The 14,229-nt window shown below is 30.1% G+C and carries 10 protein-coding genes; 1 reads left to right on the forward strand and 9 read right to left on the reverse strand.

Annotation, left to right across the window (positions count from 1 at the left end; all coding sequences use genetic code 4):
• Window positions 1-306 (forward strand): hypothetical protein (locus T384_RS05950; protein WP_027119710.1); only part of this gene is annotated, 306 nt, incomplete at its 5' end.
• Between the two features lie 197 nt (window positions 307-503).
• On the opposite strand, the gene T384_RS0100510 is transcribed toward T384_RS05950, so the two are convergent.
• The 9 genes from T384_RS0100510 to T384_RS05970 form a co-directional block, all read right to left on the reverse strand.
• Window positions 504-3,500 carry a DUF31 family putative serine protease gene (locus tag T384_RS0100510; protein ID WP_156933094.1) on the reverse strand — a complete coding sequence of 999 codons (2,997 nt, stop codon included), beginning with the start codon at window positions 3,498-3,500 and terminating at the stop codon, window positions 504-506.
• 108 nt (window positions 3,501-3,608) lie between these two features.
• Complete coding sequence (locus T384_RS05955; protein ID WP_036498629.1) at window positions 3,609-6,551, reverse strand: DEAD/DEAH box helicase; 2,943 nt, start codon at window positions 6,549-6,551, stop codon at window positions 3,609-3,611.
• Window positions 6,552-6,634: 83 nt separating this feature from the next.
• Window positions 6,635-7,402, reverse strand: coding sequence for an aldo/keto reductase family protein (locus T384_RS0100520; protein WP_027119395.1), 768 nt, complete (start codon window positions 7,400-7,402; stop codon window positions 6,635-6,637).
• 774 nt (window positions 7,403-8,176) lie between these two features.
• Window positions 8,177-8,995 (reverse strand): aldo/keto reductase family protein, encoded by an 819-nt coding sequence (locus T384_RS05960; protein ID WP_052663376.1) that lies wholly within the window; start codon window positions 8,993-8,995, stop codon window positions 8,177-8,179.
• Window positions 8,996-9,146: 151 nt separating this feature from the next.
• Window positions 9,147-10,211, reverse strand: a complete 1,065-nt coding sequence (locus T384_RS0100530; RefSeq protein WP_027119396.1) for a hypothetical protein — start codon at window positions 10,209-10,211, stop codon at window positions 9,147-9,149.
• A 38-nt stretch (window positions 10,212-10,249) separates the two neighbouring features.
• Window positions 10,250-10,768 (reverse strand): hypothetical protein, encoded by a 519-nt coding sequence (locus T384_RS0100535; protein ID WP_027119397.1) that lies wholly within the window; start codon window positions 10,766-10,768, stop codon window positions 10,250-10,252.
• An 11-nt stretch (window positions 10,769-10,779) separates the two neighbouring features.
• Window positions 10,780-11,436, reverse strand: a complete 657-nt coding sequence (locus T384_RS05965; RefSeq protein ID WP_084266085.1) for a hypothetical protein — start codon at window positions 11,434-11,436, stop codon at window positions 10,780-10,782.
• A 314-nt stretch (window positions 11,437-11,750) separates the two neighbouring features.
• A complete protein-coding gene (locus tag T384_RS0100545; protein ID WP_027119398.1) occupies window positions 11,751-13,409 on the reverse strand; it encodes an NCS2 family permease in 1,659 nt (552 codons plus the stop codon).
• Window positions 13,410-13,773: 364 nt separating this feature from the next.
• Entirely contained in the window at window positions 13,774-14,103 is a 330-nt protein-coding gene (locus tag T384_RS05970; RefSeq protein ID WP_052663377.1) for an ATP-binding protein, read from the reverse strand.
• Window positions 14,104-14,229: the final 126 nt, after the last annotated feature.

Below are 14,229 nucleotides of genomic sequence, written 5' to 3' on the forward strand. Positions count from 1 at the left end.
TTCAAAAACACGATTGTTAATAAAATAAAATCATTGATTGAATGAAAACAATATTTTATGATTCAAAAGAAGATGAAACATCAAACGGGAGGTCATTCGCTTATAAGAATATTACAACACGCTCAACTTTCGTCTGCCAAAAAATTAGACCAAAACTATCAAGTTGTGTATAATTTTTCAAATCAAAAAAGTAATATTATAGAAACAGAAACTATAACTTATAAAAGTGGATCAAAGGGATTGCTAAAAACAAAAATGTTAGAGGGATATTTCATCAATTATTCCTTAGATAATACAATTCACTAACTGTTCTTCTACCACCTATTTATTTTATGAAACCTCCAAAATAAACGAAGTTAGTTAGATCTTTATGTGCTTAGAGAAAGGCGGACAATAAAAGACAATTTTAACTTCTTTTGATTTTTAAAAAATCTAAAAACCTACCATACTAAATTTATTTAATATCAAGCGTAAAAAAGTTTTGTAAATGCTTAAAAAGACAATTACTTTAAGTTAAGCACGCGATATTGATCTGGATGTTCTTGATGTAATTTCATCAAAGTGCTATATAAAGTATGATTTGCTGGAGTAGTATCGTCCATCGGTGTTGCTCCACCAATGACATCATAGTATCCTTTTACACGCAATTGCACTATTTGACCAAAAACATTACTACGATCTTCGTTCGGTCCATCAAAGTAAACTCCACGATAAATTCCTAAAACAAGACTAGGATTATTTGCTTCAAAGAAAGGGCTTCCTGAAGAACCACCACCAACATTCAGATATTGAACCGATTTAGTAACACCAATATGAGCTTCGACTATTGATTGGTCAGTTTTCATGGATTTAGTACCATTTGGATAGTAATCTAAAGTACCAGAAGTATCAGTTCGTTTTCTAGTATTTACAACTGTACTAGTTAATGAATTATGTTGAATCATTTCATCAATTTTATTGATTCTTGTGAACATGTAACCACTACCTATTTGACTATTGTTATCACCAATATAGAATTGCGATTTTGGTGAACCATTATAGTTAAATGACGTTGCTGGATAACCAGCAGTATACCCTAAATGATTTAAATCTGCAGAGGTATGATCTGCTCCATCTACTGGATTGTATGATGTTTGAGCAAATTGTAAATCAGGGAAATTAGCTAACGTATTTTTAGTTAAGTGCTGAATAAATGCAGCGTTTCAAATCCGAATTTTATCTTCATTATGTCCACTCGTAGTCTGGGCATTAGAAATAATGTTATTTGATCATGACTCGATGGAAATATTATTTTGTTTTGCCTTGGCCAAACTGGCTTTTAAATCAGCAGATAAGAAATTAACTTTCATTACGGCAAAATCAACCGCTAATTTTAAGTTGCCCTTTTCGTGATTGATGGTACTAGTAATAGTCGAAGTATTAGTTACCTTGCCTTGAGCATCTTTTGTTCAATGATCAACTTTAGCTGTTAAATCAGTTGCTGAATAAATATAATCAATATCACCTTTAGCGTAGTCAGATCGAGTAGTCCCAATTTGAGTATCGTCTCATTGGCCATCCAAATTTTTCTGCAACATAAAATTTTGTGGCTGATTATATTGCTTAAATGCAGTTCAACTATAATCAATTAAACTACCAGTAACTTGCCGCTGCAAGAAAGCCGTATAAACGTGTAAATTTGTTGCAACATAATACGAATAAAAGTCGGGATTGTACGGATCATCAGTTGCGCTAGCTTTTCCAATTAATCACCCTGTACCACCTACTGATTGAATATTTGGGGCCGTTTCAGTTGATGAACTAGATGAGGAAGCAAATTCTGTTTCTGATGGTTTATTTGATTTGTTTTTAATTTCTTTATTAGAATCGTAATTGACATGTAAAGCAACTACACGATTTGCCATAAAATCAAATGCGGTTTTATCAGGACCGTTATTTTTCAAATCAACATTTGTTGTAATATGCCCCTGAGATTGTGGTGATTGACCAAGTTGAAAATAAGAATACATATTTTGCGAAGGAGATATATTATTTTCTGCAATCGTGTTGGCAAAAGTAATAGTTTTAGGTTTATTTGGATCAATTTTATTAAAGCCAGATAAAGTAATTGTTCGACGTATTATTATTGGATTTTGATTAGTTGAATCACTCTTCAAAAGGACGTTTAATAAGATACTAACAGAGCCAGTCTCTGAATAGTTTGATCTAGGAGATACAGATAATACTGTGTTACGATACACGCCTACTCTAGGGTCAGAAAAAGACAAATTAAAGTATTGTTGATAAATGTTTCCACTAATGGTGGTACTATTTTTAACAAAGGTTTGTACTCCTTTAGGGGTAATCGTTGGTGTGATTGTAACGTTGGTCAAAAGTTGTGAAAGTTGTGTGTCATTTTTAAAATTAGGAATTTTAAAGGTCTTCAAATCCGTTTCTTGCCCTAAACTATTTTTTAATTTGTACTTAAAAGAAATTGTGCTAGTTTTATTGTTTTTCACAAAATCCATATCTAAAAATTCAACACTAGATACCGCTTCATCCACTTCTGGTTTAGGTAAAGTATTTTCTGAAAATTCTAAAGTTTTTTGCAAATCAGAAATGTTAACTTCAGTTGCATATTCTTTGTCAGTAATTAATTTTTTAATACTTTCAGCAGTAAATGTACCTTTGGGATTAAAAGGTCTAAATGCAAGGAAATTTCTAACTGATCCAGTTTTAACTTTTGAAGTAAATCCGTTTTTAGACAAGTTATATTGAAAACTTAAAATTCCATTTTGTTGTTCGGGTTTTAAACTGTCTTCAACAAGAATAAACTTAATATCATCTGGTTTGTTTGTAATAGTTACTTTTGTATTAAAGTTAGCACTATTTACGTTATTAGGTCTCGTTGTTTTATCTGCAGCATTAAAATCTAAATCAATAGAATCTAATTGCATTTGAACTGTTTTGAATCCAGAAACTTCCAATTTATAAATTTGAGACGAAATTTCTTTTGATGAGATATCTTGCAATTTAAACGAAAGAGTCCATGATCCATTAGCATCATTCTGATTAGAAACACTAATTTCAATCATTTCATAGGACTGAGAATCAAAATGAACATCAATGTAAGAATTAAAATTAACGTTTGAGATTGAACTTGGAAAAACATCCTTATTAGTGGCATCAAAAGTTAACGATTCTTGCGAAGGAAATACGACAACTTTAGGTTCTTCTTTTTCTGGAGTAACATCAGGCTTTGGTTCAGGTTGAGGTTCTGGCTTTTTTGGTTCTTCAAGAGCGGGTTTTTGATCTTGATTTGTCGCAGGACCTTTATCGGTTTCTTCTTTAACAGGTGGGTGATCAACAACGGGTTTTTCTTTTTCGGTTTGTTTGTTATCAGGTTCAATATGAGTAGCACTAGCGCATGAAGAAACAATGACAGCTAAAGCAGACATACTACTTAAACTAAGTCATCAATATTTCTTGCGACTTGTTTTTTTATTATTTTTTGTAAACATGAAATTTTAGTAATTTTAAATGAGGGTACACAGTTGCAAGCTGTAACTTGTACATATCTATTTTATTATGTTTTGAATTTTAAAGGCATTTTTGTGAAGAAAACGAGTTTATAATTTTACATTTTTAAGATAATCGTATAAATCTTCTCGAACTGGAGTAATTAATTTGTAATGGATTTTGACAGCCTTTACATTATTGGTATTTGGCATAATAAACTCTTCAAATTTACCGATTGGAACAATTTTTCCTAAGTAATAAAATTCCTTTGAGGAATTTTTGTCTTCTTTGTTCTTACGAATAAATAAATGAATTTGAGTATTATTTTTCGTGGCGTTCTGTATTATTTTGATGTCTTGAGATGTTAGATCTCTTTTCGATTTGGAAATTGCTATTAGATGGTTTGGTGTTATCAAATCGTCTTCATAATTAATGGATGCTTTTAATTCATTATGCTTATCATAATTAATAAATATCGGGAAGGTATTAGTTATTTTGTCATATTTATACCCGCCAATATTTAAGGCAACTTGAGACTGGTTTCAGTCTAATAATCGGGCAACTTCATAATAAGTATATTTCTCATATAATTTAAAAGAAGTTCCTTCATAAAAATCAAAATATTTAGACGAATAACGCATCAATCCAAATTCAATCAAGTCTTTTATTTGATTCTTAAATTCTTGGTCTTCTAAAGATTTCAAAAAAGTTTGAGAAATTCTATAAGTAGAATTTTCTTTTGAAATTAAAACACACTCTTTAAAGGTATCTTTCGATATCCCAGTATCAAATGTATTAGAAAAAATATTAATTAAATTATTAACCGTATTATCTCCAAATTGAACATTAAATCTTTGGAATAATAATTGCTTTAAATCAGAAAAAAGATCTTTAGTCCCATCAATCATAAGTTTTAAAGCTAATAATTCGTGTGGCCTTTTTCCAGATGCAAAACGTTGTGAAATAAAACTTAAAATGTTACTTTTCAAAACATCAAACTTAACATGATAATCTGTTTCGTATTTACTCAAAAAATTATGATAAGAACCTAAAGTCTTATTTTCGAAGATTTTAAGGGGATCAATGGAATTATATGTATCAAAATCTATAATTCTTGGAATTCTACCAATTTTGTTTTTTAGCAAGTTGTAATTATTTTTAATCAAACTAACTTCATTGAAGTTAGCACGATCTATGGACGTTAATATTTGAAATTTGGCTATTTCATCAAATTGAATTGTGGATGATCCCGGAAGAAATTTATAGCCTTCGCAAACGAAATTTCTTAGAAAATCCTTGTTATATGAGCGGTCCCCAGAAAGTGCAAGTGGAATCATAAAATTATTAAGATAATTCCCGACAAAATCTAAAACTACAACATATTCTTTAATTCCATTTTTTGTTTTTCTTAGTCCGCGGCCAAGTTGTTGAACAAATATAATTGGGCTTTGGGTAGGACGAAGCAAAATAATTTGATTAACCTCAGGAATGTCGACACCTTCATTAAAAATATCTACACTAAAAATGTAATCTAAATAATTATTTAAATCATCACTTTCCAATAAATCTATAGCATCGCTTCGTTTTTGATCGCTATCTTCACCACTTAAAGCGACTGTTTTAAATCCAAGCGCATTAAATTTTTTAGATAACTCTTTTGCTTCACTTCGATTTTTGCAAAAGACTAGACCCTTAACTCGGTTACCCCCGTGGCCATAAAATTTTGCTTGCTCTATAATGTGTTTTACTCTTTCATCAGACGCTAATTTCATAAAATCTTTTACGTCATCACCAATATAACTTTTCCCACCTATTTCTAAATCCGTTATTCCAAAATAATGAAAAGTCACCGTCAGGTTTTCTTCAAGGGCTCTTTGTAAAGTGATTTCCAACGATATGTTATTATGAAATAATTTATAAATATCGTATGAATCAGTTCGATCAGGTGTAGCTGACATACCTAATCAAAATTTGGGTTTAAAATATTCCATAATTTTTTCATAACTTTTTGCACCAGCACGATGCACTTCATCAATCACAATAAAATCAAATTGATTTGGAGAAAACTCTTTCAAAACCTCATTTTTAGATAAAGTCTGTATTGTTGAAAAAATATAATCCTTTTTAAAATCTTTAGAAGTTCCGCTCACCAAACCATAACTAAAATTTTGCCCTAAAACATTTTTATAACTTTCTTGAGCATCACGTGCAATACGTTCACGATGAACTACGAACAAAACTTTTTTAAATTGTAATTCTTTTAATGCAAAAGCAGAAGCATATGTTTTCCCTGTGGCTGTAGCTGATATCAAAAGAGCACGTTGTTTTCCTGAATTGATTAATTCCTTTAAATTAGTGATAAATTCAGTCTGCATTTTATTTGGTTTTAAATCTGTCAACAATGGGTATAAAGATAATTTTCTTTGAAATTCAAATTGAGTTTTTGCCAAGTAATCGTTAGTGTAAATTTCAATAAAGTCGCAATATTTTTTTGAATTTGGTGAGTTTCATAGTGACTCAAACTCCTTTTTGACCAAAATGGCAAATTTACCTCTTTTAGACGATGTTATCTTAGCGTTTCACTCTTTGTTTAATGAAAGCGCACTTTCAGTTAAGTTTGAACTACCAATTAAAAATGTAACGGTTTCATCATTATCAAAGATATATCCCTTTGTATGAAACCCAGAAAATTTATTATCAGTTCAAAACATTCTTAATTCAATGTTTTTAAATGAATTTATTTTTTCTAATGCTTTAGGCTGTGTAAAAGTCAAATAGTTGGTTGTCAATATTCTTCCAGGAATTTTTCGTTTTTCAAGATCTTTTAAGATGGTTAACAAGCTTTCTAAACCAGAAGAATTGATAAAAGCAACACTAATGGCAAAACTTTTGCATTTTTTAAGTTCGTCACTTAAAGTTGCCAGAACTTTTTGATTATTTAGAAAATCATTAGAAATTATTTGAAACTGATATTGTGTATCAGAAGATATTTCAGCATCTAATAAAGATGTTTGAATAGATTCAGATAACGATTTTAAAACTTTATTGTTCATCAGATTACCATGCTGTTTTTTTTATTAATTATAACAGCTAGCATTTATATAAGAATATTGGATTGGATTTGAATAAATTTAGTTTATTTTTGATTAATATGATTTATCAGTTTCAAGTCCTCTAATGTTAAACGAATATTCTTTGCTTTTATGTTATTCATAATCCTTAAAGTGTTAACGGATTTAACAATCACTGGTATATTTTGGGAAGTTAAAAAAGATATCAATATACTGGGAATATCTGTACGATATTTCATTGCAATTTGTTTTAATATTGGATTCTGTAAGTTTTTTTCAAGATCACCAAGTGGACTTCAAGCTTGAACTTGAATTCCTAATTCATGATTAAATTTAATTAATTTTGGTCGAAAATAATTTGCAGAAATCTCAATTTGATTAACTCACGGTTTAACACCAGTTCTATTAATCAATAATTTGACATTGTCCTCAGTAAAATTAGACACGCCAATATTTTGTACTAAACCTAATCTTTGACATTCGATTAATTGCCTTCAAGCACTAACATTTACACTATCATCAACATGAGGCACGTGTAAAAGGTAAGATCATAATTGTGTTGTTTTTAAATTTCTTAAAGCTAGTTCTAAAGTTTTTCTCACATTGTGATAATCGCTGCTTCAAATTTTTGATTGAATAGGTAAATCAATATTAATTCCTTGACCTTGCAATTTAAGAATTGCCTCACCTATTAAGTCTTCATTAGAGTAATATGCAGCTGTATCAATATAACTATATCCAGACTTTTGAACAACTGGTAAACACCTAAGAAAATCTTTTAAATTCAAGATTTCTCACGTACCATAACCAAATAAAAATTTCTTGTTCATCATAAGCATCACTTTGCTTTCTTCGCGAGATTATTAAGCAAATCCAATAAAATTTTAGATCAACTTTATTTTATGCGTTATTTATCGCGCTAAAAATTACATCTTCTTTTTTTCTTTATAGCTGTAAAACTTCATTTAATTAATACCTTTTATGCGCAAAAAAGAATTTCAAGATATTAACGAATAATTAATTCCATTCACAATTCAAATAAAATATGAAATCGACAGCTGAGAAAAAATCCCAAAAATAACTCTAACTACAGTATTAATTAACAAAAACTATCGTCGGCTATATAATACAAAGATAAATTCAAAATACTAACCAAAAGATGCTTTATAGTTAAATAAATGGTCAAGTAAGAAACTTCTAATAACTAACGTGATGAATCAAAAAATAGTTTTTTTATTTTTAAATTACGTATCACATTAGTAATATCGACATAAAAAATAATATTTGAATAAACTCATTCCAAAATTCCAGATTTGCAATTCATTATTACTTTTAAAGGTGGCAAACAATAATGCAACTTTTTTGAAAAGTGAAGAGCATAAACTTAATTACATATAATCTGAATTTCAATCTCTTTTCAAAATCCGTTATGGATATTTTGAATTAATTAAAGAAACTCAAAAGCTAATTAAAACAACATACATCTAGTAACTTTGCACTAAAAAGATAAATAAAATGATGTAAGTTATAAGATTTTATCGAATTGACATTCACTAATACAAAATAAAAATCAGGTTCATAAAACCTGACTTCATTTAATTAATTTATTATTCTAGATCAGGTTCAAGCGCGGGATCATAATAAGTCTCAGACGCCTTGTTTGAATACTTATTCAAGACCTTAAGAGATTCGATATCGGTTTTTGTTAGTTTAATTTTAATTGCTTTAGCGTTACTGACTGCCCGTTCGGGTTTTATGGTTTTAACAATTAATGAAATGTTTTGGGAACTTAAAAAAGCAATCAAAATTCCCGCTACATCTGTTTTATACTTTTTGGCCAATTTAATTAATAAGGGATTTTTTAAATTTTCTTTTATTTTTCCCAATGGACTTCAAGCTTGAACAAAAATATCATTATTGTGGTTATAAACAATCCGGTCCTCACGGAAATTATTAACCGATAATTCGATTTGATTACATCACGGTTTTACTCCGGTTCTAGCAATAAGCAAATCCACCATATCTTTATCAAAGTTAGATACACCGATGTTTTCAACTAAACCAAGTTGCTGGCATTTAATCAATTGTTTTCAAGCATTAATATTCACGTTCATATCTAAGTGTGGACGATGAATCAAATAAGATCAAAGTTTTTCTTTTTTTAATTTTTTTAAAGCTTTAACTAAAGCGCCTTTAACGTCGCCAAATTGAGTCACTCAAACTTTTGACTGAATCGGCAAATTAACTGGTTTACCTTTTTTAGCAAGTGTTGCTAAAGCTCTACCTATTTGTGCTTCATTTTTATAAATGTAAGCAGTGTCGATATAATCATATCCAGCTTTTTCAATTACTGCTAAGCAACTAGTTAAATCTTCTGTCGAAAGATTCATTCAAGTTCCATATCCTATACGAATTTTTTTGTTCATTTTAAATCCTTTAGTAATTAGTTATTACTTTATTATATTTTATGAATGTCTGAAAAATACCACAGACCGATTTTCTCACAAAAATGAACACAGAAAAATCAATGATATATCGATAAATTAAATATATCTTCTAATATAAAAGAAACAGATTTTAAACACTTTGTTCAGTTAAATTTTGCACTTCAGGTTGATAATCTAAATTAGGTGTAGTTTTTCAAACCTTGATTGCTACTAACAATGCTGTTATTCCTAGACTTATAGTCCCTAAATTAAGAAGTAGAATTAATTTTTTTGAATTATCGAATTGTTCTTGGTGTTTTTTTAATTCGTCAACTAATTTTAGTTGTAGCAAGAATGCCCATCATGCAAATATATAAACTAACAAAGGAGTTGCGATCACCCCACCAACAAAATCGTCAACAACTGATTTTAAAATACTACTAAAAGACACTATGTTTCCATCCGAATCTTGATACGTAAAATTTCTGTTTGATGGAGCATTATAATTCCCAAATACAACAGGTAATGTAATGATCATTATCAAAAGGGAAACAAAAAGTAAGGGACATACAACCATATAAAGAAGGGTAGTTATTTTGAATTTCTTAAATGATTGAACTATTTGATTACTTTCTAATCCAGAAAAATTGCTATTTGCACCTGAAGAATCAATTGGTTTAAATACTTTTTTTAATATATCGTTAATTTTAATGGCAGCCACTAAAGTCGAAACTCCTAAAGTTAAAAGACCCAACCAACAATACATTGGAAAAAATTTTCCGTTTTCAAAAGAACTTGAGAGTTTATTTGCTTTTGCACCAATAACAAATAATGTAATCAAACAACAAAAACCAAGAGCACCGTAAAGAGAGTATAGTGGTGTTATTGAAGAGTAGCGAATATTTGTACCTCCAACAACATTAAACTCAAATGGCAAAGCAGCAGCAATTGCATAACTTCTGATCGTAGGCACAATCAATGTAAAAAACACTACAATAAAAAATAAAGTGCTAATTGATCATAATACTATGTAGGCCACTGCTGTTTCTTTAAATTGTTTCAATTCATTCTTAGAAGCTATCTTAGAGCCATTTTTAGATTTTGCTCCTTTTCTTGAAGTCGAATTATTTTTTAATGATGATTGCCCATATAAATTTTCAGATGTAGATCTTGCATATGGATTATTATGTACAGCATACGGGTTGTTTTGATTCATAATTTATGTTCCTTCTTAGTTTAATAAAACTTGATTAATTAATAACCTTCAGCATTTAGTCGGTTAACAGTCATGCACGATGCTATAAATGTAAGGAATCCAAGAGTAATAAACAGACCAACTATAGATAAAATAAATCAAGCTGTAGCACCTTTAAATTGATTTCCATATTTATGAATTTTAACTATCTGAACGATGGCAGATACAAATCAAATAAAACCAAAAATGGCTAATATGGCGATTACAACTACTATCCCTCAACTAACATTAAACGCTATTTGCTGCGATAAAGGCAGGTAAATAAGTACAACAACAAAAATAACAGAAAATACAATAGTAATAATTCAAAACGACAAAGCTACTCTAGCTGTAACATTCAAGGTTCTAACTAGTGGCCATGGCGCTTGTTCATCATCATCTACAAAGTTTACTTCTTTATTTTTTTGTGGTTGGTTTGAATTAACTTGAGTGCTATTAACTTGTTTTGGATGGTTGTTGCTAGGAACTCCGTAAAGATTATCTGCTCCTGATCGAGCGTAAGGATTATTCTGATTCATATTCAACTATTTTATTTACCAAATAACTGAAGAGCAAATTCTTTGCTTGCAAAACTTTTTACAGTTTGTTTTTGGAAATGATATTCATTGTACCCTTTTGGCAATAGTGTCCGTGCAAACCAAACTATTGTGTTAGCTTGGGATAATAATTTTTGGATAGTTTTATTATAAATATCAACTTGTCTTTGAACTTCTTCCTTTACTTTTTGCTGTTCATTTATAGCATTCATTTGTTTAGCACGTTGGGCTTTAGAGTATAAACCTAAAGTAAAATTATTTGCCGCATTAAAACCCATCGAAGAAATACCTCTAAGTATATCTGATTTCAATACCTGACCCATTGTTACTTTTCCATCAAATGAATGAAGTTGCTGAAGTTGAAGTGGTAACGGTACATTTAAAATTGCACTATGCAATTGTTCGTACGTTACTTCCAATTCTGTAAGTTTAGATAAATTAGGTAGTTTTAAATCTCTTCTCACTACTAAAGTATATAAAATACTGGGATCATCTGTTGCGGTTGGAATTTTTACACCTATTACCTTTCAGCCAAAACTTGTATAATCTTCGGTTTTCGTTTCATCATATTGACTTGTAACAACAATTTCTCTACTTTCAAAATTTTGAGAATTAATCATGGGTGCGGCAGTGGCATTGGAATTATTCATAATTTTCCTAAAATAAATTGATATCCAACTAATAAAAACCATTTCAAAAAGATATTGTAAAAATCGCTTTCGAAACGAGTTGGCGATTTTATTTTTTTTTTTTTTTTTTTTTTTTTTTTTTTTTTTTTTTTTTTTTTTTTTTTTTTTTTTTTTTTTTTTTTTTTTTTTTTTTTTTGTCAAGGGCTTTTTAAAAATTTTATGATTTTTTATAAAACAAAATTTAAGCAAACAGCTCTAGAAAAAATAATTTTTAATTCATTACAAATAAAAAAGAAGCTTGCGCTTCTTCTTTAGAATACTTAAACATCAATTAACTAACTGGTAACAGCTGTAATCACACCAGCGATAATTAAAGCATCGACGATTGTGTATAACAATGCAATAACCGAAGTAATTCCGATTGTTAAATTCACTCTCGCCAATTTTGTCTGCTTGGCTAATTCCCTCAACTTTAATTTAATAGGTATGGTTGAACCAATAAACTTTTCTGGAGTCAAATTATACTCTTGTACATCATTACGATTTTGCTTATATTTTTTAACAAGTTCAATTGTCCCAATCGAAACATTAAGCAATACGAACAACATCACTCCTCAGGAAATTCCATTAGAAATGGAAATGCTTAGTACTCCAAACATTACAATGAATAAAAGAACTGGTATATCTTCCACTTCTTTTCAGATAAAGTGTCTTAGTTGACCCATCATCATTGATCCAACTAAGACAAGAATTGGACCAGTAATCGGCTGCACCGCACCTGGCGAGGCTACTACCCCAGCCATCTTGCCATCAAGATTACTAGTTAATTGAATAGGAAAAACCACACTAAGAATTGGCCACAAGACAATTGCAATTAAAAAACAAAATCCGGTAACAATTGCACTTAATCCGGTTTTTGCTCCCATTACATGAGCAGTATTAGATTCAATGTAAGCAGTTACTGAAGATTGTAAAAAGAAAGTTGATGTAGTATTAGCAAAACCTTCAGCTCAATTGGCCCGGTTTTGCCAATTCTTCAATCCCTTACGGTTATCACCATCAATTCCTAATGCTTTACCAACCGAAAACATAGTTCCTGAAGCATCAAAGAAATTAACAAATAAGAATGTTAACGACGCAACATAAGCTAACGGATTCTTAAAGGTTGCAGTAAATACTTGTGAAGTTCATACTCCCCTTTGTAGTTGCCCAAATACATTAAAATCTTGGTAAGAGTTCAAATGAAAAATGCGGTCAAATGAACCATATTTACCACCTGATCCACCGTGATCACTGGCAAACACTATTGCCAAGAAAACAATTCCTAAAATAAATCAAATAAAAATTGCAAATGGCACTTTGGCAAGATGCAAGACCATTAACAAAAATATTCCAACAATACCAACGATAACTAAGGGGTTATCAAAAAAAGCACTAAAACCAGTTGGTGCACCGAAAGCACTAGTATTAATGATTCCGATGTTCGAAATTCCAATATATGCAATAAATAATCCAATCATTGTTCCGATTGCAATCTTTATGTTCTCAGGGAATAATTGCATTAACTTCCGACGCAAAGGTGTTAATGCAATTATCATATACAAAATACCAGACAATAATACAGTATAAAGTGCACCTTCAAATCCTAAGCCAAATTGGCCAGCAACAGTAAATGTGAAGAAAACATTAAGTCCCATCCCGGGCGCCATACTAATTGGCACCCGACCAAATAATCCCATAAATACAGTTGCAATAAACGATACTAATGCAACACCTAAAAATAATGCTCCAATTGATTCAGAACCTAACGTTGCGGGTTTACCATTTGAGCCAACTATTCCAGTAGCTGCACTATGAGAAGCTAATTGCAAAAATCCAGGCTGAACAGCAAGGATATATGACATGGCAATGAAAGTCGCTAATCCACCAAAAATTTCTTTTTTAAGGATTGCGTGCTTTGTATCAAATTCGAAATATCGTTTGATATGATTCACTGACTTAGCTCCTATTTTTTAGTAACCTCTTAAAAAGAGTGTTACTGCCAAATTATATATCTAAAAATATGAGAAAAAATTTCAAAATTTAAAGAATTTTAGGGGCCAAAAATCGTTAACTTTTTAAGTAATAATTATTCTATAATTAATTAATTTGTGAATAAAAACCAAACGCTCAATTATCGTTCTATATAACCAAAACCAAGACCAATGCTAACTTCTTTTTGATACTTGATTTTGTTGACTTACCATTGGATAATCTAATCGTTAAAATAATTAAAAAAATTAAAAAAGATAATCAAACCAGAGAATTGACATTTTCACTCGGATTTTTGTGATTCATTATCAAATGGTTTTTTAATATCTAAGTTAAAACAACAGAACTTTTATTGGCCAACCAATTAACTAAATCTATAATTTTAATTCCTTCAAATGAAGATTCACGTGTTCTAGTTCTAGCTAACAAAATTTTAGGATAACCACCTTTTATTTCTAGCAAAGAGCTAAGTTCTCTTTCTTTTGTTTTAAGATCATCAATATTAGCAGCAACTTGAACATAGATGCGTTCGCCGCGTCTTTCGGCTACAAAATCAATCTCTTTGTTATAAAACTTTCCAACATAAATTGAATAACCACGACGTAACAATTCAATCGCTACAATATTTTCGTATATTAACCTGAAATTCCATTTCACTCCAGAAACTGAAAAATTTTAATTTTTCTGGAGTATGTTGCAAAAAGCAACAATCCTACTTTAAAGAAAATTATAACAAGCAATAAAAAGCAAGTTCATAGTGCACTAGCACAAATGAACTTGCTT

The organism is Mycoplasma testudinis ATCC 43263, assembly GCF_000687795.1.
In the GTDB taxonomy this organism is placed as follows: Bacteria; Bacillota_I; Bacilli_A; order Mycoplasmatales; family Mycoplasmoidaceae; genus Mycoplasmoides; species Mycoplasmoides testudinis.